Source organism: Nocardia brasiliensis ATCC 700358 (genome assembly GCF_000250675.2).
In the GTDB taxonomy this organism is placed as follows: domain Bacteria; phylum Actinomycetota; class Actinomycetes; order Mycobacteriales; family Mycobacteriaceae; genus Nocardia; species Nocardia brasiliensis_B.
In genome coordinates, this window is record NC_018681.1 from 8,345,400 (window position 1) to 8,369,385 (window position 23,986).

Consider the following 23,986-nt stretch of genomic DNA (forward strand, 5'->3'; position numbering starts at 1 on the left):
CTAGGCTGCTGAACTGGACAGATGACCGGACAAAGCCGGAATCGGGGCCTCGGTTCGCCGCTGCGGATCGACGCGGACCTCCGGCGTGCCGCCAGGTCGCGGGCGTGGCCCTGGCGCCGGGGACTCGCCTGCGCTCGGCCTCGGAATTCGTCGGCAACTACGGTGGACTGTATGTCACGTCGGGAGTGCAGGACGTCGAGCCGGAAACCGGGCCGTCCGTGCCTGGTGGTGCCATGATCCGGGTGATCGGGTGACCGACGCCTACCGCAGCATCGCCGAGCTGGACGCCGCGGTCGCCGACTGCTTCGCCTGCCCCCGGCTGGTGGCTTGGCGCGAGCAGGTGGCGCAGACCAAGCGGGCCGCGTTCCGGAACGAAACCTATTGGGGCCGCCCGGTTCCCGGCTTCGGCCCGGACGACGCCCGGTTACTGCTGGTCGGTCTCGCGCCCGCCGCGCACGGCGGCAATCGGACCGGGCGGATGTTCACCGGTGACCGCAGCGGTGACGTGCTGTTCGCGGCGTTGCACGCGGTGGGCCTGGCCAATCAGCCGACGGCGATCCATCGGGACGACGGCCTGCGCCTGTCCGGTGTCCGCGTCACCGCGCCCGTGCACTGCGCGCCGCCGGACAACAAGCCGACCCCGGACGAGCGGGATCGCTGCCGGCACTGGCTCGCCACCGAATTCGCGCTACTCGCATCGACCGTCCGCGCCGTCGTCGTCCTCGGCGGCTTCGGCTGGCAAGCCCTGCTCCCCGTCCTCGCCGAAGCCGGCTGGACCATCCCGCGCCCCCGCCCCAAATTCGGCCACGGCGCCCATTACGTCCTCACCCCCGCCACCCCCGCCCGCGCCCCGCTGCACCTCTTCGGCTGCTACCACGTAAGCCAGCAGAACACCTTCACCGGCCGCCTCACCCCCACCATGGTCGAAGAAGTCCTCACCGCCGCCAAATCCGCCGCCGACCTCGAATAGGCGCATTCGCCCTGACGAGTTCTCGACCTGCCGAAAACCGCGTCAGCGGGTATAGTGATTCCTATACTCTTCGAGGTGACAGACTCTGGTTGGGACATTTACGTGGTCGACGAGGTCCGCGATTGGATCACGCAGTTGGACGAACCCGATTACAGCCGGGTGGTGCACGCCATCGACATCCTGGCCGACTACGGCCCCGGACTAGGGCGTCCGCTCGTCGACACGTTAACGGGTTCGAAGCTGCCGAACCTGAAAGAACTTCGAACCGGCACTACCCGCATTCTGTTCGCCTTCGACCCTTGGCGATCGACCGTGCTCTTGGTCGCCGGGGACAAGGACCGCCAGTGGAGATCGTGGTATCGGTCGGCAATTCCGCTGGCAGAACACCGCTATGAGACCTATCTGAAAGAGCGCCGAGAGGAATTGGAGAACCCGCGATGACCGGATACTCACGCTGGCAAGACATCCGGGCCGAGTTCGTCGAACGAGCCGGCGGCGAAGACGCCGTCGCCGTCGGCAAAGAGGAACTGCTCGCGGAGATGATCGGGCACCGACTGGCCGAGATCCGCCGCTCCCGCGGGTTGACACAGCAACAGATCGCGGCGCGGATGGGCGTCACCAAAGGACGGATCTCCCAGATCGAACGCGGACAGATCGCGGGCTACGAACTACTGGCCCGATACGCCACGGCACTCGGCGGACGGCTGCGCCAGTCGATCCAGTTCGACGACGGTGAAGTGGCCGCCATCGCTTGATCCCCGTTCCATGGCGTGGACACCCACGCCGGTCAAATGAGCACCAGCCTAGGAGGTTCAGCCGACTGGCCGGTTGCGCCGCCGGGCGTTGCCCGCGAGCGGACGGGGAGTGGTCGGGCGGGCGTTTAGGGTGGGGGCGGGGCGGAGGAAAAGGGGGCGGCGTGGACGCCCGGAGCGGACGGAGCGGGCATGCCCAGTGATCAGATGGTGTTCTTGCTGCTGGATCTGGTGCTCATCGCGGTGGCGGCGCGGGTGCTCGGGCGGCTGGCCGAGCGGTTGGGGCAGCCCGCGGTGATCGGTGAGATCACGGCCGGGATCATCGCCGGGCCGACGATTCTCGGGGCGCACCTGTCCGGGATCGTGTTTCCGCACGATATCCGTTCCTACCTGGCCGCTTTCGCGAACGTCGGCGTCATGATCTTCATGTTCCTGGCCGGGTTGGAGATCGACCGCGGGTCGTTCGACGGCAACCGGCGCGTGGTGGCGAGCGTGTCGTTGTCGGCCTATTTCGTGCCGTTCCTGCTCGGATGTGCTGTCGCGCTTGCCGTGCTGCCCCGGCACCACGACGGCAGCCGGCTCGTGTTCGCCCTGTTCATCGGCTGCTCGCTCGCGGTCACCGCGTTCCCCGTGCTGGCCCGCATCCTGTTCGACCGGGGCATGATGGGCACCCGCATCGGGCAGCTCAGCCTGGCCAGTGCGGCGATCGACGACATCCTGGCGTGGACGGTGCTGGCGTTCGTGATCGGCATGGCCAAACCGGGCGCCGGGCAGCAGTGGCGGCTGCTGCTGTTCCTCCCCTTGGTCGCCGCGATCTGGTGGATCGTGCGACCGCTGCTCGCCCGGGTCTCGAATTCCAGTGCGGCGAACCGCAACAACATGATCGTGTTCCTGGCCGTCTCCGGCGCGCTGCTCTTCGGCGCGGCCACCGAATGGATCGGTCTGCACCTGATCTTCGGCGCCTTCCTGTTCGGTGTGATCTTCCCGCGCACCCACCGGCCGGTCGTGGAATCCGGTGCGCAACTGCTGAGTTCGGTTTTCCTGCCCGCTTTCTTCGTCATCGCGGGTCTCCAGGTGGATCTGGGCTCGCTCGACAAGGCGGGCATCGCCGAACTGCTGGTCATCCTGCTCGCCGCGCTGGCCGGAAAACTCGGCGGCACCTACGCCGCCGCACGGTTCACCGGGATCGACCGGCGTTCGGCCGCCGGGCTGGCCAGCCTGATGAACACCAGGGGGCTCACCGAATTGATCATTCTCACCATCGGATTGAGCACCGGGCTCATCGGCGTGCAACTGTATTCGATCCTCGTGGTGATGGCGCTGGTGACGACCGCGATGACCGCCCCGCTGCTGCACTTGTTCGGCGTGACCGGCAAGTCGGCCGAGCCCGCGCCGGCGGCCGGGGATGGGGTACGGTCCGGATCATGACCGGCCGACCATCGGAAACCACGGCACCACAGAACATCTCGGCAGGGCGGGTGCCCGCCGCCTTCGTCGACGTGGACGAAACCCTGGTCCGCGAGATCACCTTCCTCTCCCTGTTCAGCTTCGACGCCGAGCGCCGCACCGATATCGACGGCCCGGCCACGATCCGCGAGTTCTTCGTGCTGCGCGCGCAGGGCATGGGGCGCGCCGCATCCCATCGCTGGTTCTACCGGCTGTGGGCGGGGCGCTCGGTCGCCGAGGTCCACGGCGTCGGCCGCGAGTGGTTCGCCGCGCGGCTCGCGACCTCCGAATTCTTCAATCCCGCGGTGCGGCAGCGCCTTCAACTGCTGGCCACGACCGGCACCCGAATCGTCCTGGTGTCCGGCTCGTTCGACGCCGCCCTGCGCCCGATCGCGGCGGCTATCGACGCCGACGAGATCCTGTGCACCACCCTGGCCGTCGAGAACGGTTGCTACACCGGCGAAGTCACCGCCACCATGGTCGGCGACGACAAATCGGCGGCGCTGCACGCTTACGCGGCGCGCGCGCAGATCGACCTGTCGGCCTGCGCCGCGTTCGGCGATCACCATTCCGACGCCGCCATGTTCGACCTGGTCGCCCATCCGGTGATCGTCGGCGACCGGGACCGCTCGCTCGACGACTATCCCGCCGAACGACTCCCCGGCTGAACAGCGTTCCAGCGCAACGGCTTCGGCCTCAGCGCCGGCCACGGAAGGTGCGGCGCAGGTCCGCGACCCACGCGTCCGGCACCTCCCAGGGGATGAAGTGCCCGCCCTCGTCGTGCGCGGTCAGGTTGACGTGGTTGTACCACTCGGCCCGATCGCTGGCGAGCCAGCTCTGCACCCGCTGCTCGGCTGTGGTGACGCCGGGCGGGTTCTCGTGCCCGACGAAGGTGATGCCGGTGGGGGCCTCGACCACCGGGACGCGGTCGTGGGCAGGTTCCCACGGGTAGCGATTCGCGTTGGCGTAGTAGCGGATCGAGGTGCCGATGGCATTGTTCACCCAGAAGATCATGGCGTGGGTGAGCAGGTCGTCCTTGCTGAAGACCTGTTCCACGTCGCCGTCGTTGGCGCTCCAGGTGACCCAGCGTTGCAGGATCCAGGCGAGCAGGCCGGCGGGTGAATCGGTGAGACCGTAGGCGAGCGTGCTCGGTTGCAGCAGATGGGCCGCGAGGTGCACCGCGAAACGACGTTCCAGCGAAAGCAACTGCCGGTAGGCCGGTTCGGACAGTCCCTGCGGAATCGGTTGCCCGCCAGTGAGATCCCAGGCCCGGTCGCCGCTGAACAGAGTGAGCTTCTGCCCGGAGCCGATATGGATACCGTGCAGTTCGGCGGCGTACTTGTGGCCGAGTTGGCCGGTGACGAGCGCGCCGACATCACAACCCGCGGCCGCGTACTTCCGGTGGCCGAGCGTCTCGGTCATCAGGGTGTGCCACAGGTCGGCCACCTTCCAGAAGTTCATGTCGGGATGTTCCGGTAGCGGCGTGGAGAAGCCGAATCCGGGCAGCGACGGCACGATGACGTCGAACGCGTCGGCCGGATCGCCGCCGAACGCCGCGGGATCGGCCAGCGGATCGATCACTTTGGCCCAGTGCCAGAAGGTCCACGGCCAGCCATGGGTGAGGATCAGCGGTGTCGGTGCGGGACCGACACCGGGCTTGCGCAGGAAATGGATCGGCACGCCGTCGATCTCGACCCGATAGTGCTCATAGGCGTTGATCGCGGCTTCGGCTTTGCGCCAGTCGAATTCGCCGATCCAGTACTCGACGAGTTCCTGCAGGTAGCGGCGGCTGACGCCGTAGCTCCAGTCGTCGTTGTGCACGTCGTCGGGCCAGCGGGTGAGCCGCAAACGGGTATCGAGATCGGCCAATACGTCGTCGGTGACGTGGATCGGCGTGGGGGTCAACGGGACAGGTTCCGTCATGAGATTCCTTCCGGGACAAGCGAAGCGGCGATCACTGCGCGTCCATGAGCACGGCCAGCCGTTCGAGAGCGGGCAGCGCGGCGGCGATGGCGCGGCGTTCTTCCGCGGACAGGGCCTCGGCCAGTTCGGCGAGGCGGCGGACGCGTTCCTGATGCCGGGTCTGCACGATCCGCGCGCCGTCGGCGGTGACCGCCACGAGGGTCGCCCGGCCGTCCGCTGGGTCCGGTGTCCGCCGGACCAGCCCGTCGCGTTCCAGCCGCTGCACGAGCTGGGTGATGGCGGGCTGGGTGATCTGCTCGGTCTCCTTCAACGCGGTCAGCCGCAGCGGCCCCTTGTGCGCCAGTGTGTGCAGCACCGACAGCGTGGTGAACGTGTGTTTCTCCGCGGTGGGCAGCCGAATGGACCGGCGGGTGAACTCGCCCATCACGCGGGCGAGGTTGTCTGCCAGCTCCACCAAGGCACCCATATCCGGAAATGTATCACTGATTTATTTAAGCTGCTTATGCAATATCGGAAATGACTTGCCGACACTCTCGCGGTCAGCAGCGTCACCGTTGGTGCGACCTACTGTGCAGGAATGGCTAACCAGCACGGCCAGCACGAGCGGCGGCGCACGGCGAGCGAGTGGTGGGCGATGGTGCGCGCCTCGCCCTTCCTGCCCGCGATCGTGCTGGTGTTGCTGGTCGGCGCCGCGGCCGGGCTCTTCGCCGGGTCGTATACCTACGCGCTGGCCAATCCGACGCCCCGCTACATCCCGATCGCTGTGGTCGGTTCCCAGCAGGACGCGCCGATGCGCGAATTCCTCGCCGGGCTGCAGCGCGCCGTGGACGATTCACTGGACCCGCACAGCTATGCCACCGTCGCGGCGGCCCGCTCGGATGTCGAGGAGCAGCAGGTCTTCGGCGTGCTCACGACGCGGCCCGGCGGCCTCGCGTTCGAGGTCTCGGGCGCCTCGGGCCAGTCGGTGGCGCAGCTGCTGAGCGAGGCCGCGGCGACCGCGGGCGCCGCGGCACGGGTTCCGGTCGACGTGACCGATATCGTGCCGCTGCAGCGGGGCGATCCGCGCGGGCTGGCCATCTTCTACATCTCGCTTGCCGCGGTGGTCATCGGGTTCATCGGCGCGACGCAGTTCAGCGTGCACGCCGCCGCGCTCACCCCCGCTGAACGGATCGGCTTCACCGCGGCCTACTCGCTCGTCGGCGGCTTCGCCATCGCGGCGATCGTGGACTGGGTGCTCGGCGCGGTCCGGCTGCCGTTCCTGGAGTCCTGCGGCATTCTCTCGTTGACGATGTTCACCTCCGGGATGGTGTTCACCATGTTCAACACCCTGGTCGGCCGCTGGGCGATCCTGCCGACCTGGGGTCTGATGGTGCTGCTCGGCAATCCGTCCTCCGGCGGCGCGGTCTCCTGGCCGCTGCTGCCGTCGCTGCTCGGCCATATCGGCCGCTGGCTGCCGCCCGGCGCCTCGGTGAACGCCCAGCACACCGCGGTGTATTTCCGTGCACACCAGCACCTTTTCCCGTTCCTGGTGCTCGCGGGCTGGGCATTCGTCGCGTGCGCGGTGTTCTGGATCTGGCGCGGCCGCCACCCCGGCGGCCGCTCCCTGGTCAGCGCGCACACCGCCGGAAAATAGCTGCGCCTCCGGCCACCGTGGCAGAATTGACCCACTATGACTGTCCTGACCAGCGCTGTTCCCGATCGACTACCGCGCGGCCCGCACCGGCTGAGCCGCGACGAGGTGGTCACCTCGCAGCGGGATCGGTTGTGCATCGCGGCGTTGGAGGCGATCGCGGAACAGGGCTACGGGCCGACCACGATCGCCGATATCGTGCGCCGCGCCAAGGTGGCCCGGCGCACGTTCTACGGCCTGTTCGACAGCAAAGAGGAATGCTTCACCGCCGCATTCGATTTCGTCGTCGAGGTGGTCGCGCGCGAACTCGACCGGGTGGTCGCCGAGTCCGGCGCCCGCGGCTTCCGCGACCTGGTGCGTAGCACCCTGACCGCCTACCTCGACTTCCTCGCGGCCGAGCCCGCGGCAGCCCGTGCGTTGCATGTCGAAACCCTGGCCGCCGGCCCGGGACTCACCGCGCACCGGGCGGGCGTGCAGCGGATGTTCGCCCACCGCATGCTCGCCGCGGCGCGGATCGGCGTGCGCGACGGCGATCTCGCGACCGCGCCCGACCCGCAGCTGGTCGACGTGCTGACCGGCGGCATCGACGATCGGGTGCGCGCCACCCTCATCGAATTCGGCCCGCAGGCGCTCCCCGCGCTGGCGCCAATCCTGAACCGAGCGGCCTTGGCGCTGCTGGGATCCGGCTGAGCACACTCACCAGCCGGTGTCGCCCGACACCGGAATGTTCACCCAGCTGGGCTCGTTCGGGTCGAGCTGCAGGTGCTGCGGCTTCAGTTCGCTCTCGTTGAGCAACGGGCGCAACGGAATACTGCTCGGGAAGTTGCCCGCGAACACGTCGACGCGCAGCCGATGCCCCGGTTGCAGCACACCGTCGGTGGCGAAGACGCCGAGGTCGACCACGGTCGGTTGCCCGGGCACGATCGGCCGGCGGCTGTCCAGGGTGAGGATCGGGTACGGGTCGGTGTAGTCGCCGTTGGGTGAGCGGGTGGATTTCGCGTCGTCCACCGCGCGCAACGACGCGGTGCGCTGACCGGTGCTCCACACCGTCGAACGGCCGTCGGGCGCAACGTCGTTCACCGTCACGGTCCAGTAGCCGTCGGTGGCGTCGAGCACCGTGTTGAGGTGCACGGCGATCGGGCCGGAGATCTGCGTCGCCTGGCGCACGGGCGCGGTCGTGAACGTCAGCGCGTTCGTCTCGCTGATCCGCGCGTCTTTCGTGCAGATGTCGAAGGCCGCGATGATGCCCGCCGTGCCGTGCGCCGCGTCGCGGGAGCACAGGGTGGACAGGCCGGGCGCGATGGTCACGCGCGCGGGTCCGCCCGGTGCGGCCGTGAGACTGCCGTCGTAGGCGCTGCCGGGCGCGGTGCCCGAGGATGCCGCGTCCAGATACATCCGGCGGTAATCCATTCCGGGACGCGGGAACGACGGTGCGGTGGTCCACCCGCCGCCCTGCTGCCACAGGTGCACCTGGTCGTATCCGTCGATGCCGTTGTCGATGCCCTTGAGCCACTTGTCGAACCAGGCCCGCTGCAGCACGTCCAACGCCGGCGGCGCACCCGGAAGGCCGAGGCCCGCACCGGTGGTCACGTGGTAGGTGTCCCCCATGACGAGCTTCTTCTGGTCGTCCGGCACGTTCACCGCATTGAAGATGCGCGGCGAGGAGTAGGTGAAGATGTCGTGCCAGCCGCCGTAGACGAAGGTCGGCACGGTGATCCGCTCCGGGTGCCCGATCCAGGCGGTGCGCAGCGGACTGTCCTCGTCGAGGATGGCCCGCATCTCCGGCTTGATCTGATCGATGCTCGGTGTCGCCAGCGCTTCGATGATGAGGTTGAAGAAGGTGAACGGGTCGCGGACCCGATCGGCCAGCCAGGTCCAGTCGAACTTGCCGCCGATGATGGAGACCAGGTCGGGGATCAGCTTGGTGCCGTCGACCGCGAGCAGCCATTCGGGGATGAACCCGATGCCGAGCGCCCCACCGGGCGCGGCGACATCGCGGATGAGGTCGCTGCCGGGCACGATCGGGAAGATCGCGCGCAGGGCCGCCGGTTGCCGTTCGGCCGTGTGCAATTGGTTGATCGCGGAGTACGAGATGCCGCTCATGCCGATCTTGCCGTTGGACCACGGCTGGGCCGCTGCCCAGTCCACGACCTCGGCACCGTCCTGCTGTTCCCGATCACCGAAGACCTGCCACATGCCCTGGGAGAAGCCGGTCCCGCGCACGTCGACGACCACCTGGGTGTAGCCGCTCTGCACGAGTTTGCGGTCGACGCCGAACGTCCGCGCGGCACCGCCGGGCAACGCCCGCATGAGGTCGCTGAGACCGCTCATGCCGTAGGCCGAAAGGTCGAAACCCTGCAGAATACGCAGCAGCGGTTCGCCGAGTCCCGGCACCGCCAGCGCCGAATCCGCGATATTCGCAATGAGTTTCGTGTACGGCGTGAGATTGACAATGGTCGGCATCGGCTCGGCCACCGGTTGCCCCGATGCGTCCGCGGGCCGGTACACATTGCCTTTCAGCACGGTGCCGTCGCTCATGGTGATCGGCACGTCCCAGTCGATATAGACGTTCGGATATTGTTGCGGGCCTTGATGGGTCGCGATGAATTGCGCGTCGAGCGAATCGCTGCCCGCGGCCGCCGGCCCGGAGGTGAGCGAGACGGCCACCCCCGCGATCACCGTGCCGGCGGTGACGATGGCAGCCAGGAACCTCATCGGACGTCGGCGTCTGATCATCCTTCGCGAACCCTCCCACAGTGGGGAACTACTTCGTTCCCCTCAACGAGGGGTTACAGTAACGTCCGTCACTGCGACGCACAATGGTGACCGGGGGCACTTCCCGGCATGTGGACACACGCTTCGATGTTCAACCCGCCGACACCAATTCCCCACCCGCGTCGGCTAATTCCGGACGCGTGCGCTCAGGGTGCCGGGAAATGGTCGCCCAGGAAAACGGCGAAGGTGTGCCGGGAAATCTGCGAACCCCAATCTCCCCAGCTGAAATCGAAGATGTGCTCGCCATAAGGCACTGCGATCAAACGATTTTCGACGCCGACCCGGCGCAACCGCTCGGCCAGTTCGGCCGAGCCCCGGTACGGCGCAACGTGATCCCTGGTGCCGTGCATGATCAGCGTCGGCGGCACATTGGGCCGCACGTAGGTGACGGGCGAGGCCGCCTTGTACCGATCCGGAAATTGCTCCGGGCTGCCGCCGATGTAGTTCTCGAGGAAGGTGTGCATCCGCGCGGGCAGCCCGCTGTCCCGCCACGCCTCCACCAGATCCGGAATAGGGTAGAAGACCGCGACCGCCTTGACCGCGGTGTCGGTCACCGCACAGCTGGGCGGCACCCGGTCGTCGGCGTAGGCGCCCATCAATGCCAGGTTGCCGCCCGCCGAGCCGCCCGCGATCATGACGCGCTGCGGGTCGATGCCGTAGGTCTGCGCCTGCTGTTTGACCCAGCCCACGGCGCACTTCACATCCGCGGGCGCCTGATTCCAGGTAGCCGGCGGTGCCAGCCGGTAGTCGATGGCGAAGACGGCGTAACCCTTGTCGTTGAGCCACCGGTGCCATTTCGGCGCCTCGCCGCGATCGCCGTGCGCCCAGCCGCCACCATGCACCCAGACCACGGCGGGCCGCGGTCGCGATGGTGTCCCGGCGGGCAGCTTCACGTCGAGTTTCAGATCCTGGCCATCGATGGTGTGGAAGACGGTGCTCAGTTCGGCCACGGGTGCGCCGACGTTCGCGCCCCCGGTGAAGTATTCGCCGAAAGACAGTTTCGCGTCGTGGCGCACCGCGGTCCCCCACGATGCCGCCAGCGGAAAGCCCGAGGCCACCACGCCGAGCAGGCAGACCAGGCCGGTCACCGCCGCCGCGCGGCGCACACCGGTGCGGCTGCGCGGCGCGAAGGCGATCAGCGACAGCACGAACCCGGCGACGCCCAGCGGGATCAGATACAGGCCATAGTCGCTCACCACGTGCGTCAGCGCCACGAAGGGCGCGGGAATCCGCACGGCGATGATCACGTACGCGAACAGCGTCAGCAACCCGGCCACCCCCGCGGCCAGCGCCGTCATGATCCACCGAATGACCATTCGATCATTAACCCATGACGGCCCGCACCTGCGCGGATGGCACGCCGACCCGCCGGCGGTGCCGGTCTCGGCTCAGCAGTCCTGCCACTGGGCGATCGCGTCGGCCCACTGCCGGTTGTCGGTGAACTCGGCGAATTCGCGACGATCGATCAGCACGTAGATCTCGCCGGCCGTCGTCGTCTTCAAGATCAGCGGCTTGCCCGAGTTGAGCAGCCCGCCCATCACTCGGCCGTAGAGCGCGGTGAACTCCCGGCGCAGCGAAACGATCGCCGCCCGCGACAGCAGCAGGTCCCCGTTATCACTCCAATCCGCGAGGACGAGCACGTCCTCGTCGAGCTCGATGCGCCCGCGGCGCGGAAACAACGCCCGCTGGCTGACCACGCCCGCCGCCTTGTCCGCGGCCGTGTGCTGCCGCAATTCGTCCACGGTGGCCGCAATGTAGCGGCCGCTGCGCAGCACATTCGTCATCTCGAAAACCTCCGGCTGGATGGCAGCGTCACCGGAATCCTGTCGCCGCGAGGGGCTGTGCCGCATCGGCCGCGCGACCGGATCGGCGTACCCCGGAGGACGGAGGTTTCCGCGCCCGGCAGTCCTCCTTACCGCCGATGACGACGGCCCGGCTCATCCGCTAGGAGTACGCGCATCGCACCGGCACCGCGCAGCCGTTTTCGCGCCGCCGGATCAACGCTGCGCCGACGCCGAGTCGACGAGAATCGCACGGGCGTAAAGGAGTTGGAAGCCCATCCGTTGCACGTTCTGCTGCGACTTCGAGCCGGGCAGCGTGGTGACCACCGCGAGATCGCAGCCCGCCGCGGCCGCGGCGGCCAATCGCGTCGACAGCAGCGAGGCCTGCACCCCACGCCGCCGGAACTCGGGCAGGGTCGCGGCACCGCAGAGTTGGGCGACGCCGTCGTGCAGGCGCAGGCTCGCGGCACCGGCCGCAGCGCCGTCGAGCCACGCGATCGAACCGGAAAAGCCGCTCGCCCCGGCCATATCGCGCATCGCGTGCGCGAGCACCTCGCGCGGGAACGCTTCGTCGGAGCCGGCGCCCTGGGTATCCGGCACGGCGAACCCGTCGATGAAGATGTCCAGCCAGCGATCGAATTCGTCCGGCGCGACCGCGCGCACCTCGACACCGTCGGCCGGTTGCGCCGCTCGCCCCGGGGCGAGCGGCAGGCCGAGCACGTTCTCGAAGCCGGTCAGCACATAGCCGCGCCGGGTGAGGCGGTCTACGACACCGGGATCGGCCAGGGTCGACACCTCGAACTGCACCGGCGCGCCGCGTTCGGCGTAGGCCTTTTCCACCGCCTCGAGCGCCGCGTCGTCGAACTCGTCGCCCATGCCGACGCCGACCACCTTGTCCAGCGGTGAATACGCGCCCGCCCACACGGCGAGACCGCTGCCGATCGGTTGCCGCAGCACCCGCTCGCGCGGATCGCGGCGCGCAGCACCCTGCGCGCCCTCGGCCATCAACGACCGCTCGGCGCGCTCGATGCGGGCGGCGAGGTCGGTCCCGGCGAACAGACTCAGGTCGTTGGACATGGCTGCATTCCTACCAGCACCGAGTTCGGGGGCGCGCCTCATTTTCGCGACCGGCGCAATCGCGGTGGCGGCCCCGGAATTCCGTTGCCAAAATGCAGCCTTCCTCGTGTGGCGACGCGCCCGGACGGGCGCAAGGATGTTGGTGTTCAACACGTTTCGCCCCACGAGGAGCTCTTTCAGTGTCCCAGATCAATCTCGAATTAGTCACCCAGGTGTACCACGCGTTCGGCGCGCGCGACTTTTCGGTCATCGAGCGACTTTTCGACCCCGATATCGAGATCAAGGAGGCCGCGCAGTTGCCGTGGGGCGGACGGCATGTCGGGCACGAAGGCGCCAATACGTATTTCGGGACGATGCTGGCGCATATCGACGCGAACGTAGTGCCGCAGAGCATCTTCGCGGCCGGCGACGACGTGGTCATGATGGGCCGCGGGGTCGGCAAGACCACCGGTGGTGACGTCGCCTTCGACGTCCCCAACATCCATGTCTGGCACCTGCGGGAGGGTCGCGTCGTCGGCTTCGACAACTATGTCGACACCCCGGCCATGCTGGCCGCACTCGACGGCGCGACGCACCTCAACTAGATCGCGCACTGCGATCGCCCCGCCCAGGGCTGTAACACCCGACTCAGCCCGGGCAGCGCGCTCCCGTTGATCCGGGAGTACACCACCGGCCGACGGTTCTTCGAGAAACCGTCGGCCGGTTCGCGTTTCACGGCAACGGCAGCGGCGGCGCGGCGGGAAAGGTGACCGGCAACGCGGTCACCGCGCGGTGGAACGGCCCCGGTCGCCAGACCAGCTCGCTCGGCGCGACCGCGAGGCCGATCTCGGGCAGCGCGTCCAAGAGTTGATCGATCGCATCCTGGGCGATCAGATAGGCCAGCGAGCTGGCCGGGCACACGTGCGGCCCGGTGCCCCACGCCAGGTGGGACCGGTTGCCCGCGTACTGATTCGCGGCGATCGCGGGATCGGTGTTGCAGGCGGCCATGCTGATCACCACCGGTTGGTGCGCGGGTAACCAGATGTCGTCGATCAGGATCGGCTGCCGCGGAAAACTGATGCAGAAATTCGCCATCGGGGGATCGTTGAACAGCACCTCGTCCAGCGCGTCGCGGGTGGACAGGCTGCCGCCCAGCACGCTGCCGCCGAATCGCTCGTCGGTGAGTATCAGCAGCAGGGTGTTGACGATCAGATTCTGCTGCGGCTCGATACCCGCGCCGTACAGCGTCGCCAACTGGTGCACCATTTCTGTATCGGTCAACTCGGCGGGATGCTGCAACATCCGGGTGGTCACGTCGTCGCCGGGCGCGGTCCGCTTGCGCTGCGCCAATTCCAGCAGCGCCGCGACGAGCATCTTGTTCCCCTGGTCGGCGTCGACCCCTTCGAAGATCGCGGCCATTCCGGTCGCGGCCTGCTGCGCGATTTCGGCCGGACAGCCGAGCAGCGCGTTCAATACCGCGAAGGCGAGTGGAAAAGCATACTGGCGCACCAGGTCCGCCGATCCGTCCGCGCAGAACGCGTTGATCAGCGGTATCGCGATCTCGGCCACCGTGTCGTGCAGGCCGTATTGGTCGACCTTGTCCAGGCCCGCCGTATTCACCTGGCGATAGCGCGCGTGCTCGGCGCCCGCGCTGCGCAACGCATTCGGTCGCCACTGCATCATCGGCAATACCGGGCAATCGGACGGAATGTTCTGCTGCCACGCACGCGGGTCGGCCGGAAAATGGTCCGGGTCGTTGAAGATTCGTACCGCGGTGTAATACCCGATCACCAAGGTGGCGGGTACGCCCTCGGCCAGATCCACCGGCACCAGAGATCCGTACCGTTCGCGCATCCGCCGATAGGCGCCGTGCGGATCCGCAGCGAACTCCGGTGAATACAACGACACCCGGGGGCCGTCGGTGTCGATGGGGGAACCGTGCGGGGCTTGACCGGCCCGGCTGTCTGCGGTGGGTGGGGGCATCGTCATTGCGGAGACTCCAGGCGTTCGTACTACAAGCCTCGTGAGAGTAGGCAGCAAACTGTCCGCGCGTATCGAAAATCGCCGACAAGCCACCGCTCGAAGCGTGAATCCGTTCCGGGCAGAAAGACATTGACGCACCGGCCGCCGGAAACATTTCGCCCGCCACTCCGGACGACATGTTTGCCACCGCAGCACCGCAATGGTTCTATTGGCCCGCGCCGAATGGTTTGTGGCCCGACATCTGATGACGGACTTGGCATCGAGGCAGCCGATCTGCTGAGCAGACCTGTTGTATCGGCGAAAGGAACCGTGCCTCGATGGCTGCCCGTCGGTGTCGCTGGGGTGTTGTCGCACTTGCCGTGGCCGTCGCGGTGCTGCCCGCCGCCGCACCCGCGGCCGCCGAAACCGGCGCGGACTGGACCACACCGCCCACCGGCGCCAACGACTGGACCTGCGTGCCCGCGGCGGCCTACCCGCAACCCGTGCTGCTCGTGCACGGCACGTGGGACAACCAGAGCGCCTGGGACACGCTCGCACCGCAGCTGAAAGCACATGGCGTGTGCGTGTTCTCGCTCAATTACGGGCACGCGCCCACCAGCATGCGCGGCGCGGTGCCCGGTGTGTTCGGCACCGCCGATATTCGTACCTCGGCCAAGGAGTTCGCCGCGTTCGTCGCCCGGGTACGCGCCGCCACGGGCGCGGCGCGGGTGGATATCGTCGCTCATTCGCAGGGTGGCCCGCTGGCGCGGCAGTACCTTCGCTTCGAGGGCGGTGCGGAGCGCGCCGACCCCGCCCGGAACAAGGTCGACCATCTCGTCACCATCGCCGCCACCCATCACGGCACCACCGCGGACGGGCTCGGCTATCTCCTACCCACCGGCAGCGCCTCCGTGATGTCGGACAGCATGATCGCCAGGGTGCTCGGCACCGCCGCCGCCCAGCAGCTGGCGAGCAGCGAATTCCTGCGCACACTGAACGCCGCGGGCGACACCGAGCCCGGCATCCACTACACCGCGATCGCGACCCGGGTCGACCACGTGGTCACCCCGCCGGAAGCGACCTTCCTGCGCGCCGGAGTCGGCGCCACCGTCGACAATGTCTGGGTACAGGACGTGTGTCCCACCGACACCTATCACCACGGCATTCTGCCGAACTCGCCCGCAGTCGCCTATTTGGTGCACAAAGCGCTCGGGCTGCCGTATTCCGACGACCCGTGCCCGGCCGAACAACCGGAATAACACAATTCCAACCCCCAATCCGAGGGGCGAAAACCAGACCGAGAACCCGGTTCGAACAGGCAAAACACCGTATGGACACGCCGCGAGCGGCGCGCGCATCATGATGCTACGTCCGGTGCCGTTTGTCGGGGGAACGTCAAAGGAAACCCGCACGGATTGGAAAGACCCATGTTTATCAAGAAATTGGTGGCGACCGCAGTATTCGCCATCGCGGCCACCGGAATCACCATGGCGACGGCCCACGGCGAAGCGGAATTGGCCGATATCAGCGTCAGCGCGGTGGACGGCCCGATCGGCTATACGACGACACTCGCCGCCGATCATTCCTCGGCCACGGTCACCCTGGCGTCGGGCCGGTTCGTCCTGACGCCGGACGCGGTCCAGGTGCTCGCCGACGACGGCGCCGTGGTCGGCGCGATTCCGACGACCTTGCGCGTGGACGCGGGCCGAACCCTTTCCGTCACACCGGCTTTGGCCAGTGACACCGCGTTGACCCTGACCCCGGTGGGCGGGCCTGCCCCGGTCGCGGCCAGCTCCCAGGATCTGCCGTTCATGCACACCGTCGGCGGCGGTGGCGCCATCCTGGCCGGCGCGGTCGTCGGCTGTGTGGTCGGCATCCTGATCGGGATCTGGTTCTTCCTGGTCGGCGCGATCATCGGCTGCGCCATCGGTGCCGCCATCGGCGGTTTCATCGGCGCCGTGTCGTAGCCGTTCCCTGGTCCCCACCCGCAGTCGGGTCCGGTAGCCCCGGACCCGGCTGCGCTATACGCAGTATTCGCAGGCCCCGCTGGCCGGCAGCTGGATGAAGCACTGCGCGCAGACCGCGGGACGTGTCGGCTGCGGCTTGACCTCTGTTTGCACGGCGGTGCTCACCGAGCGGCGGCCCGCCACTTTCGGCGTGAGCGGCGGCACGCCCATCTCCGCGGGCATGGCCGCGCCGTGGAATTCGTAACACTGCCACCGGGCGTACGCGGCGTGCGTCTCCAGATCGTTCGGGATCGGCAGGCCCGCGAGTTCGAGCACGTACTTGTAGGTGTCGCCGACGGTGTGGTTGCGGCGCACGCACAGCGCGGTGAGCGGCGGCTCGCCCGCTTTGTGGCAGCGCCGGGCGATCTTGCGCAGGATCGCGTCCATCCAGGTGCGGGTCGGGGCCGCGGTGTGCACCCCGGACGCCTCCTGCACCCGCTCGGCCAATTCGTTCACGGTGATGAAATGCCCATACCCCGTGGCGATTTCGGAAAGTTCCGCGTGCGCGGCCAAGGCCCACGCCACTGTCGCCTCCCGCAACGACACCGCCGTGCCGTCACCCGCCCGCCATGCTCCCGCCGTCGTGGGTACCGAATTTCTGATCACCGGACCAAGTTATCGCGCCGCCCCCGGAACCGACGAATGACCTGGCAGCGCGTTGCGCACGAAGTCGCATCCCGACCGGCGCCGCCGTCCTGCAGCCGGAGATCACCAAGTCGATCACCGAAGCCGTGCTGGACGAACTCGCCGAACAGGGTTTCGCCAGGATGTCGATGGAAGCGGTGGCGAAGCGAGCAGGCGTCGGCAAAAGCGCGCTGTACCGCCGCTGGCCGTCCAAGCTGGAGATGGCGCTCGCGGTGCTCGCCGAGTTCAGCGCGTCCCGCGCGGCCGTCGCGGACACCGGCTCGCTGCGCGGTGACCTGCGGAAAACCCTGGACGGATTGCTGGCCTGGCTGACCCACCCTGCTGTTGCGCGCGCTGGGCGCGCCGACCTGAGCTACACCTCGACGCGGGAGCCCATGATCACGGTGCGCTCGCCGGGCAGGCCGAAATACTCCGCGGCGTCGGCGGTGATGTAGGACGTGGCGATGAACAGATGTTTGCGCCAGGTCGCCATGGTCGGCGCCGGGCCGCGCTTCAGTTCGATCTTCGACAGGAAGTACGAGGCGCCGTCGACCGAGAGCTGCCCTTCGGTGGACGCGGGATCGAGCAGCCGCAGGGTGTGCGGGATGTTCGGCGTCTCCATATAGCCGAAACGCGCTGTCACATGGATGATTCCGTCGTCGCCGTAACCCAGCGCGTCGACTTCGGTGCGGGCGACGTCCGGGACGCGCGGCACCGGCTCGGTCTCGATCGAGAGGATCACCACGTGCTCGTGCAGCACGTGGTTGTGTTCCACATTGGCGCGCATCGCCAGCGGCGTGGTCTGTTTGCCGCGGTTCAAGAACACCGCGGTGCCCGGGACGCGGCGCAGCGGCGGGCGCCGATCGCGCAGTTCCTCGATGAAGGCGCGCAGCGAGCCCTCCTTCTCCTCGCGCGCCCTGGTGACGACCACCCGCCCGCGCGCCCAGGTGGTCATCACGGTGAACGCGGTGAGCGCGATCAACAGCGGCAACCACGCACCGTGCACCAACTTGGTCAGATTCGCCGCGAAGAACATCAGGTCGACGAGCAGCAGCGGGACGGCGCCGAGCAGCACGAGCCACAGCGGGGCCTGCCATTTCACCCGCACCATGTAGAAGAACAGCAGCGTCGCGATCGTGATCGTCCCGGTCACCGCCATACCGAACGCGTAGGCCAGCGCGGCCGAACTGCGGAAGGCCAGCACCAAGGTGATCACCGAAACCATCAGGACCCAATTGATCCACGGCACATAGATCTGCCCGATGGTCGACTCCGAGGTGTGCGTCACCCGCAACCGCGGCAGATAGCCGAGCTGCGCCGCTTGCGACGCCACCGAATAGGCGCCGGTGATCACCGCCTGCGAGGCGATCACCGTCGCCGCCGTCGCGATCAGCACCATCGGCAGCCGCGCCCAGCCCGGTGCCAGCAGAAAGAACGGGCTGCCCACCGCGGTTTCGTCGCCGAGCAGCAACGCGCCCTGCCCGAGATAGCTCAGTGTGCACGCGGGCAGCACCAGACCGAGCCAGCCGTGCGTGATCGCCTTGCGGCCGAAATGGCCCATATCCGCGTACAGCGCCTCCGCACCGGTGACCGCCAGCACCACCGCCGCCAAGGCAAAGAAAGCGATGCCGAAATGTCCGGCCATGAAGCCCAGTGCGTAGGTCGGCGACAACGCTTTCAGAATTTCCGGATGCCCGGCGATGCCGCCGATACCGCAGGCCCCGATCGCGCCGAACCAGACGATCATCACGGGCCCGAACAGCCGGCCGACCGCGGCGGTGCCGCGCCGCTGCACCGTGAACAGCACCACGATGATCACCACCGTGATCGGCACGACCAGCTCCGCCAACTCCGGCTGGACCACCTTCACGCCTTCCACGGCGGACAGCACCGAGATCGCGGGGGTGATCATGCTGTCGCCGAAAAACAGTGCGGCACCGAAGATGCCGACCCCCGCCAGCACGGCGGTACCCCGGCTGCGGGCACCGCCCATCCGGCGCAGCAGCGTGATCAGCGCCATGATCCCGCCCTCGCCGTCGTTGTCGATGCGCAGGATCAGCGTCACGTAGGTGAGCGTGACGATCAGCATCACCGACCAGAAGATCAGCGAGACGATGCCGTAGATGTTGTCCGCGCTGAGCGGCACCGGATGCGGATCGCCGGGATCGAACACGGTCTGCAGCGTGTAGATCGGGCTGGTGCCGATATCGCCGAATACGACGCCGAGCGCGCCGACCACCACCGCGAGCCGCGTGCTGGGCAGCCGCTGCGGCGGGAGGGTCTGCACTGCACCTGGTGACTCGGTGGTCATGGCCTGCTCCTCGCTACGGGTGGCCCCTATCGTCGCGCGCGGACCGGCGTCAGCGCGGTACCGACGCGATGATCACACCGCATCCACGCGAAACAGGCCAGGGTCAGACGGGCCGCAGCGGAGGTCGCCGTATTCCGGAACGGCCATCGAGTCGTGCAGGCGCGCCCCCTCTCCACCACCGTCACCTCGCCGCCGTACCGGGTCAACCAGTACGCCGGCCACTGCCCGAACAATGCGGCCGTGTGCGCGGGTCGCCGCGCCGAATGCGCTTGTCCGCCATGGCAGAACGCACTACCGTGCCGATGTGGACCTCTTCTCCCGCACATGGACGGCGTTGCGCTCGGCGGTGGCCGAACTCCGAGACGAAGACTTCGCCAGGCCCTCCGGCTGCACCGGGTGGTTGGTGCGAGACCTGGTGTGCCACTTGATCATCGACGCACAAGACGTGCTGATCACCTTGGTGACGCCCGCCGACGGTGAGCCGACCCGCGACGCGGTGACCTACTGGGCCGTCGCCGAGACCCCGCCGACCGGCGACGACCCGCTGGACGCGCTGATCGTCCGGTTGGCCGCCGCCTACGAGAAGCCGCAGCTGCTCTGGCTGCACCTCGACGACGTCGGCTCCGCCGCAGGCCGCGCCGCCGACCTCGCCGACCCGAAACAGCTGATCAGCACCCAGGGCCAGGTGCTCACCACCGGCGACTACCTCGACGCCTACGTCCTCGAATGGACCCTGCACCACCTCGACCTCATCGCCGATCTCCCGGACGCGACGCCCCCACCTGCCGAAGGACTCGCCCGCACCCGCGACATGCTCGAGCAGATCGCCGGAACCGCCTTCCCCGCGTCGTTCACCGACACCGACGCACTCCTCGTCGGCACCGGACGACGCGCCGCGACCGAGGCGGAGCGGGCCGAACTCGGTGAGCTGGCCGCGAAGCTACCCCTCGTCCTCGGGTAGCCGATTGCGGTAGAACAGCTTTCAGTACTGGTAGCTCGGATAGTCGATGTATCCGGCATCGGTGTTCGTGTACCAGGTGTCGCGGTCGTGGGCGCGTATCGGCACGCCGGTCCGGAAGCGTTCCACCAGATCGGGATTGGCGATGTAGGCGCGGCCGTAACCGATCAGATCCGCGCCCTGGGCGAGCCAGTGCTCGCCCGCGGCTCGGTCCGAGGGACTCGGCGCGATCTGCCCGCCCGGATTGAGAATGAACGCTTTCGGCCACGCTTTGCGCAGGTCGATCAGCAACTGCTCGTCCACGGTGGCCAGCACATCGATGAAGGCGAGATCGAGGCGGGCGAGCTCGGTGAGCAACGCGCCGTACAGTTCCGGCACCTCGTCTTCGACCATGTCCCAGACCGTGCCGCCCGGCGAGAGACGGATGCCGACGCGGTCCGCACCGACGGCGTCCACGGTCGCGGACACCGCCTCGACGGCGAATCGGATTCGGCCGCTGATGGATCCGCCGTAGGCATCGGTGCGCTGGTTCGCGTTCGAAGACAGGAACTGCTGGATCAGATAACCGTTCGCGCCGTGCAACTCGACGCCGTCGAATCCGGCGTCGATCGCGCGCCGGGCGGCATCCGCGTAAACCTTTGCCTCGCCGGGTATTTCGGCGAGCGACAGCGCCCGCGGCGTCGCCGCGGGCTGCATACCGCTCGGGGTGAACACGTCGGCGCGCAGCCGGACCGCCGACGGCCCGACGGGCTGGTACCCCGAGGTGTCGGGCTGCCCGACCCGGCCGCCGTGCATGAGCTGGGCGAAGATGCGCCCGCCATTGGCGTGTACGGCCTCGGTCACCGGCCGCCACGACGCGGCCTGCGCGTCGGTGATCAGGGCCGGGACACCCGGATTCGACTGCCCCTGCCGACTGGGCGGAATTCCCTCCGAGACGATCAGCCCCGCGGTGGCGCGCTGCGCGTAGTAGATCGCGTTCGAGGCGATCGCCGAGCCGTCGGCGCCGCCCCGCATGCGCGACATCGGCGCCATCACCACCCGATTCGGCAACCGCAGATTGCCGAGCCGAAAACTATCGAACAAGCTGGTCACAGTCATTTCCTTTGCGCTGGTGGCGGTTTCGAACCCTGCGCACTACGCTAAAAGCTGACGTTGACGTCAGAGGCAAGTTGACGTGAGGCAGATCACCAGGAGCGGACATGCGGATCGGCGAACTCGCCGCGAAAACGGGCGTCAGCGTGCGCGCGCTGCGCTACTACGAGGAACACCGGCTGCTCGCCGCGGAACGCACCCCCAGCGGACAGCGCGTCTACGCCGAGGCCGCGATCCGCCGCGTCGAAATGATCCAACGGCTCTACGGCGCGGGACTGTCGAGCAAGTCCATCCTGTATATCCTGCCGTGCATGGCAACGGGTGAGTCGACCCCGGAACTGGTCGAACACCTCGTCGCCGAACGCGATCGGATCGAGCGGCAGATCGCCGACCTGCAACACACCCGCGACGAACTCGACCTGGTCATCGAAAACGCAGCGGACGCCGCGATCGGCGGCGTCCGCTGCACCCCTCATTAGTCATGCTCGTGGCCGAACGCCGCGTCGAACGCGGCGGTCGGCGGTGTGATCGCGTTGTATCCGCGGATGAAGGCCAGGGCTTCGGGCGCGCCCGCCAGCCGGTCCATCCCGGCGTCTTCCCACTCGATCGAGATCGGTCCGTCGTAACCGATGGCATTGAGCGCGCGGAAGCAGTCCTCCCACGGCACGTCGCCGCGGCCGGTGGACACGAAATCCCAGCCGCGCCGCAGATCGCCCCAGGGCAGATGCGAGGACAGGCGGCCGCGGCGGCCGTCACCGCAGCGCAGCTTGGTGTCCTTGCAGTCGACGTGGTAGATCCGGTCGGCGAAATCGAGGATGAACGTGACCGGATCCAGGTCCTGCCAGAGGAAATGCGAAGGGTCCCAGTTCAATCCGAAAGCCGGTCGGTTGCCGACGGCGGCCAGTGCCCGCGAGGTGGTCCAGTAGTCGTAGGCGATCTCGCTCGGATGCACCTCGTGCGCGAAGCGGACACCTTCGGCGTCGAACACATCGAGGATCGGGTTCCAGCGATCCGCGAAATCCTGGTAGCCGCGCTCCACGGTCTCCTGCGACACCGGTGGGAACATCGCCACCGTGTGCCAGATACTGGAGCCGGTGAAGCCGACCACCGTCCGCACGCCGAGTTGCGCTGCCGCCCTTGCGGTATCGGCCAGCTCCGCCCCGGCCCGGCGGCGTACGCCTTCCGGTTCGCCGTCACCCCAGACGCGGGCCGGGACGATCGCGCGATGTCGCTCGTCGATCGGATGATCACAAACCGCCTGCCCGACCAGGTGATTGGACAACGCGAAGACCTGCAGGCCGTGGCGTTCGAGCGTCTTGCGCTTCTCCGCAACGTAGTTCGGCTCGGCCAGCGCCCTGTCCACTTCGAAATGGTCTCCGGAACAAGCGATTTCGAGTCCTTCGTAACCCCAGCCCGCGGCCAGTGCGCAGACTTCCTCGAACGGCAGATCAGCCCACTGGCCGGTGAACAGCGTGACAGGTCTCATGGTTGCGCTCCTCCGATAGCAGTCCAGCGGCCCGCGTCGGCCGCGCTCGCCTCGACCGCCGCCAGTACCCGCTGTACGGCCAGGCCGTCGGCGAAGGTGGGTTCGGGGTCCTTGTCCGCCGCGATCGCGACGACCAGATCGGCGACCTCGTTGGTGAAGGTGTGGTCGTAGCCGAGCCCGTGCCCCGGCGGCCACCAGGCCCCGGCGTAGGGGTGCCGGGGTTCGGTCACCAGGATGCGCCGGAAGCCGGCCAGCTCCGGCTCTTCGGTGTGGTCGTGGAACCACAGCTCGTTCATCGATTCCAGGTCGAAGACCAGGCTGCCGCGAGTTCCGTTGAGCTCCAGGCGTAATGCGTTCTTCCGCCCGGCGGCCATCCGGGTCGCCTCGAACGAGGCGAGCCCACCACCGGACAGCCGCCCCAGGAACAGTGCCGCGTCGTCGACGGTGACCGGTCCACTGCCCGGCCGGTCCGGGAGCGGGCGTTCGGTGACGAAGGTGTCCAGCAGCGCGCAGACACCGGTCAGTGCCTCCCCCGTGACGAACCGGGTGGCGTCGATGATGTGCGCGCCGATATCCCCGAGCGCGCCCGACCCGGCGCGGGCGCGCTCGAGCCGCCAGCTCAGCGGGGCCGCCGGATCGGCGAGCCAGTCCTGGAGATACTGCGCCCGCACGTGCCGGATGGTGCCGATCCGCCCCTGCGCCACCAGGTTCCGGGCCAGCGCCAGCGCGGGCACCCGGCGATAGCTGAAGCCGACCATCGAACGGACGCCGTCGCGGGCGGCCGCGGCGGCCGCGGCAGCCATCGCCTCGGCTTCGGCGACCGTGTTCGCGAGTGGCTTCTCGCAGAGCACATGCTTGCCCGCGCGCAGTGCGGCGATGGCGATCTCGGCGTGACTGTCACCCGGCGTGCAGATATCGATGAGGTCGACATCGTCGCGCTCCAGCAGTTGCCGCCAGTCCCCCACCGCGTGCGCCCAGCCGAGTTGGTCTGCGGCGGCTGTGGCGCGGGCGAGATCACGCCCCGCCAGCACCGAAAGCACCGGTCGCCGTGGCAGTTCGAAGAACGCGTCCGCACTGCGCCAGGCGTGCGAGTGGGCGCGGCCCATGAAGGCGTGTCCGACCAGGCCGATGCCCAGGGTGCGTCGCGGTGTCGTAGTCGAGCGCGGTGTCGAAGTCGGGCGCTGTGTCGAAGTCATCGGGCTCCGTTCGATTGC

General features: G+C 68.2%; 25 protein-coding genes. 13 read left to right on the plus strand and 12 right to left on the minus strand.

From position 1 onward, the window contains the following. Positions 1-250 precede the first annotated feature (250 nt). The 5 genes from O3I_RS37315 (at position 251) to O3I_RS37335 (ending at position 3,836) form a co-directional block, all read left to right on the plus strand. Entirely contained in the window at positions 251-970 is a 720-nt protein-coding gene (locus O3I_RS37315) for a uracil-DNA glycosylase (RefSeq protein WP_014988232.1), read from the plus strand. Positions 971-1,045: 75 nt separating this feature from the next. Continuing rightward, complete coding sequence (locus O3I_RS37320; protein WP_041563119.1) at positions 1,046-1,411, plus strand: type II toxin-antitoxin system RelE/ParE family toxin; 366 nt, start codon at positions 1,046-1,048, stop codon at positions 1,409-1,411. Beyond that, a complete protein-coding gene (locus O3I_RS37325) occupies positions 1,408-1,725 on the plus strand; it encodes a helix-turn-helix domain-containing protein (protein WP_014988234.1) in 318 nt (105 codons plus the stop codon). Before O3I_RS37320 ends, O3I_RS37325 begins: the two co-directional genes overlap by 4 nt. Before the next feature lie 189 nt (positions 1,726-1,914). Then, complete coding sequence (locus O3I_RS37330; RefSeq protein ID WP_014988235.1) at positions 1,915-3,150, plus strand: cation:proton antiporter; 1,236 nt, start codon at positions 1,915-1,917, stop codon at positions 3,148-3,150. Next, positions 3,147-3,836, plus strand: a complete 690-nt coding sequence (locus O3I_RS37335; protein WP_081594232.1) for an HAD family hydrolase — start codon at positions 3,147-3,149, stop codon at positions 3,834-3,836. The genes O3I_RS37330 and O3I_RS37335 overlap by 4 nt, the downstream gene beginning before the upstream one ends. A gap of 28 nt (positions 3,837-3,864) precedes the next feature. On the opposite strand, the gene O3I_RS37340 is transcribed toward O3I_RS37335, so the two are convergent. Continuing rightward, positions 3,865-5,091 (minus strand): epoxide hydrolase family protein, encoded by a 1,227-nt coding sequence (locus O3I_RS37340; RefSeq protein ID WP_014988237.1) that lies wholly within the window; start codon positions 5,089-5,091, stop codon positions 3,865-3,867. Between the two features lie 31 nt (positions 5,092-5,122). Next, positions 5,123-5,557 (minus strand): MarR family winged helix-turn-helix transcriptional regulator, encoded by a 435-nt coding sequence (locus O3I_RS37345; protein ID WP_014988238.1) that lies wholly within the window; start codon positions 5,555-5,557, stop codon positions 5,123-5,125. 111 nt (positions 5,558-5,668) lie between these two features. Between O3I_RS37345 and O3I_RS37350 the strand changes: the two genes are divergently transcribed. Further along, positions 5,669-6,724, plus strand: coding sequence for a membrane protein (locus O3I_RS37350; protein WP_041563120.1), 1,056 nt, complete (start codon positions 5,669-5,671; stop codon positions 6,722-6,724). Between the two features lie 36 nt (positions 6,725-6,760). Beyond that, on the plus strand, positions 6,761-7,411 hold the full coding sequence (locus tag O3I_RS37355) for a TetR/AcrR family transcriptional regulator (RefSeq protein ID WP_014988240.1): 651 nt from the start codon (positions 6,761-6,763) through the stop codon (positions 7,409-7,411). A 6-nt stretch (positions 7,412-7,417) separates the two neighbouring features. Here O3I_RS37355 and O3I_RS37360 read toward each other — a convergent pair whose 3' ends face one another. From O3I_RS37360 to O3I_RS37375, 4 genes are all read right to left on the minus strand, one after another. Further along, positions 7,418-9,436, minus strand: a complete 2,019-nt coding sequence (locus tag O3I_RS37360; protein WP_014988241.1) for a CocE/NonD family hydrolase — start codon at positions 9,434-9,436, stop codon at positions 7,418-7,420. Positions 9,437-9,642: 206 nt separating this feature from the next. Beyond that, positions 9,643-10,812 carry an alpha/beta hydrolase gene (locus O3I_RS37365; protein ID WP_014988242.1) on the minus strand — a complete coding sequence of 390 codons (1,170 nt, stop codon included), beginning with the start codon at positions 10,810-10,812 and terminating at the stop codon, positions 9,643-9,645. A 72-nt stretch (positions 10,813-10,884) separates the two neighbouring features. After that, on the minus strand, positions 10,885-11,280 hold the full coding sequence (locus O3I_RS37370) for a hypothetical protein (protein ID WP_041564837.1): 396 nt from the start codon (positions 11,278-11,280) through the stop codon (positions 10,885-10,887). A 213-nt stretch (positions 11,281-11,493) separates the two neighbouring features. After that, positions 11,494-12,336, minus strand: coding sequence for a GNAT family N-acetyltransferase (locus O3I_RS37375; RefSeq protein ID WP_041564838.1), 843 nt, complete (start codon positions 12,334-12,336; stop codon positions 11,494-11,496). Between the two features lie 197 nt (positions 12,337-12,533). On the opposite strand from O3I_RS37375, the gene O3I_RS37380 reads away from it, so the two are divergent. Further along, a complete protein-coding gene (locus O3I_RS37380) occupies positions 12,534-12,938 on the plus strand; it encodes a nuclear transport factor 2 family protein (protein ID WP_014988245.1) in 405 nt (134 codons plus the stop codon). Between the two features lie 127 nt (positions 12,939-13,065). On the opposite strand, the gene O3I_RS37385 is transcribed toward O3I_RS37380, so the two are convergent. Next, positions 13,066-14,322: a cytochrome P450 gene (locus O3I_RS37385; RefSeq protein WP_014988246.1), complete on the minus strand. Its 1,257-nt coding sequence runs from the start codon at positions 14,320-14,322 to the stop codon at positions 13,066-13,068. A gap of 311 nt (positions 14,323-14,633) precedes the next feature. Here O3I_RS37385 and O3I_RS37390 point away from each other — a divergent pair, with 311 nt between their 5' ends. Both O3I_RS37390 and O3I_RS37395 read left to right on the plus strand, forming a co-directional pair. Then, complete coding sequence (locus O3I_RS37390) at positions 14,634-15,554, plus strand: esterase/lipase family protein (RefSeq protein ID WP_063632293.1); 921 nt, start codon at positions 14,634-14,636, stop codon at positions 15,552-15,554. A gap of 168 nt (positions 15,555-15,722) precedes the next feature. Further along, on the plus strand, positions 15,723-16,262 hold the full coding sequence (locus O3I_RS37395) for a hypothetical protein (protein ID WP_014988248.1): 540 nt from the start codon (positions 15,723-15,725) through the stop codon (positions 16,260-16,262). A 54-nt stretch (positions 16,263-16,316) separates the two neighbouring features. On the opposite strand, the gene O3I_RS37400 is transcribed toward O3I_RS37395, so the two are convergent. After that, positions 16,317-16,907 (minus strand): hypothetical protein, encoded by a 591-nt coding sequence (locus O3I_RS37400; RefSeq protein WP_226887161.1) that lies wholly within the window; start codon positions 16,905-16,907, stop codon positions 16,317-16,319. Positions 16,908-17,032: 125 nt separating this feature from the next. On the opposite strand from O3I_RS37400, the gene O3I_RS37405 reads away from it, so the two are divergent. Beyond that, positions 17,033-17,380: a TetR/AcrR family transcriptional regulator gene (locus tag O3I_RS37405; protein WP_041563121.1), complete on the plus strand. Its 348-nt coding sequence runs from the start codon at positions 17,033-17,035 to the stop codon at positions 17,378-17,380. Here O3I_RS37405 and O3I_RS37410 read toward each other — a convergent pair. Continuing rightward, positions 17,299-19,236 carry a potassium transporter Kup gene (locus tag O3I_RS37410; RefSeq protein WP_014988251.1) on the minus strand — a complete coding sequence of 646 codons (1,938 nt, stop codon included), beginning with the start codon at positions 19,234-19,236 and terminating at the stop codon, positions 17,299-17,301. The two genes, O3I_RS37405 and O3I_RS37410, sit on opposite strands and share 82 nt — an antisense overlap. Before the next feature lie 304 nt (positions 19,237-19,540). On the opposite strand from O3I_RS37410, the gene O3I_RS37415 reads away from it, so the two are divergent. Then, positions 19,541-20,197, plus strand: coding sequence for a maleylpyruvate isomerase N-terminal domain-containing protein (locus O3I_RS37415; RefSeq protein ID WP_014988252.1), 657 nt, complete (start codon positions 19,541-19,543; stop codon positions 20,195-20,197). 21 nt (positions 20,198-20,218) lie between these two features. Here O3I_RS37415 and O3I_RS37420 read toward each other — a convergent pair whose 3' ends face one another. After that, positions 20,219-21,286 carry an alkene reductase gene (locus tag O3I_RS37420; protein ID WP_014988253.1) on the minus strand — a complete coding sequence of 356 codons (1,068 nt, stop codon included), beginning with the start codon at positions 21,284-21,286 and terminating at the stop codon, positions 20,219-20,221. A 107-nt stretch (positions 21,287-21,393) separates the two neighbouring features. Between O3I_RS37420 and O3I_RS37425 the strand changes: the two genes are divergently transcribed. Continuing rightward, complete coding sequence (locus O3I_RS37425; RefSeq protein ID WP_014988254.1) at positions 21,394-21,765, plus strand: MerR family transcriptional regulator; 372 nt, start codon at positions 21,394-21,396, stop codon at positions 21,763-21,765. On the opposite strand, the gene O3I_RS37430 is transcribed toward O3I_RS37425, so the two are convergent. Further along, positions 21,762-22,772: a sugar phosphate isomerase/epimerase family protein gene (locus O3I_RS37430; protein WP_014988255.1), complete on the minus strand. Its 1,011-nt coding sequence runs from the start codon at positions 22,770-22,772 to the stop codon at positions 21,762-21,764. The two genes, O3I_RS37425 and O3I_RS37430, sit on opposite strands and share 4 nt — an antisense overlap. Further along, the gene (locus O3I_RS37435; protein ID WP_081594234.1) at positions 22,769-23,968 is read right to left on the minus strand and encodes a Gfo/Idh/MocA family protein; all 1,200 of its coding nucleotides are present in this window, start codon (positions 23,966-23,968) and stop codon (positions 22,769-22,771) included. Before O3I_RS37435 ends, O3I_RS37430 begins: the two co-directional genes overlap by 4 nt. Positions 23,969-23,986 lie beyond the last annotated feature (18 nt).

What these genes read in the sequence shown, in the direction of transcription:
- O3I_RS37325 (WP_014988234.1), top strand. Translation starts at nt 1,408, where the DNA reads ATGACCGGATACTCACGCTGGCAAGACATCCGGGCCGAGTTCGTCGAA.
- O3I_RS37330 (WP_014988235.1), top strand. Translation starts at nt 1,915, where the DNA reads ATGCCCAGTGATCAGATGGTGTTCTTGCTGCTGGATCTGGTGCTCATC.
- O3I_RS37335 (WP_081594232.1), top strand. Translation starts at nt 3,147, where the DNA reads ATGACCGGCCGACCATCGGAAACCACGGCACCACAGAACATCTCGGCA.
- O3I_RS37340 (WP_014988237.1), bottom strand. Translation starts at nt 5,091, where the DNA reads ATGACGGAACCTGTCCCGTTGACCCCCACGCCGATCCACGTCACCGAC.
- O3I_RS37345 (WP_014988238.1), bottom strand. Translation starts at nt 5,557, where the DNA reads ATGGGTGCCTTGGTGGAGCTGGCAGACAACCTCGCCCGCGTGATGGGC.
- O3I_RS37350 (WP_041563120.1), top strand. Translation starts at nt 5,669, where the DNA reads ATGGCTAACCAGCACGGCCAGCACGAGCGGCGGCGCACGGCGAGCGAG.
- O3I_RS37355 (WP_014988240.1), top strand. Translation starts at nt 6,761, where the DNA reads ATGACTGTCCTGACCAGCGCTGTTCCCGATCGACTACCGCGCGGCCCG.
- O3I_RS37360 (WP_014988241.1), bottom strand. Translation starts at nt 9,436, where the DNA reads ATGAGGTTCCTGGCTGCCATCGTCACCGCCGGCACGGTGATCGCGGGG.
- O3I_RS37365 (WP_014988242.1), bottom strand. Translation starts at nt 10,812, where the DNA reads ATGGTCATTCGGTGGATCATGACGGCGCTGGCCGCGGGGGTGGCCGGG.
- O3I_RS37370 (WP_041564837.1), bottom strand. Translation starts at nt 11,280, where the DNA reads ATGACGAATGTGCTGCGCAGCGGCCGCTACATTGCGGCCACCGTGGAC.
- O3I_RS37385 (WP_014988246.1), bottom strand. Translation starts at nt 14,322, where the DNA reads ATGACGATGCCCCCACCCACCGCAGACAGCCGGGCCGGTCAAGCCCCG.
- O3I_RS37390 (WP_063632293.1), top strand. Translation starts at nt 14,634, where the DNA reads ATGGCTGCCCGTCGGTGTCGCTGGGGTGTTGTCGCACTTGCCGTGGCC.
- O3I_RS37395 (WP_014988248.1), top strand. Translation starts at nt 15,723, where the DNA reads ATGTTTATCAAGAAATTGGTGGCGACCGCAGTATTCGCCATCGCGGCC.
- O3I_RS37410 (WP_014988251.1), bottom strand. Translation starts at nt 19,236, where the DNA reads ATGACCACCGAGTCACCAGGTGCAGTGCAGACCCTCCCGCCGCAGCGG.
- O3I_RS37425 (WP_014988254.1), top strand. Translation starts at nt 21,394, where the DNA reads ATGCGGATCGGCGAACTCGCCGCGAAAACGGGCGTCAGCGTGCGCGCG.
- O3I_RS37430 (WP_014988255.1), bottom strand. Translation starts at nt 22,772, where the DNA reads ATGAGACCTGTCACGCTGTTCACCGGCCAGTGGGCTGATCTGCCGTTC.
- O3I_RS37435 (WP_081594234.1), bottom strand. Translation starts at nt 23,968, where the DNA reads ATGACTTCGACACAGCGCCCGACTTCGACACCGCGCTCGACTACGACA.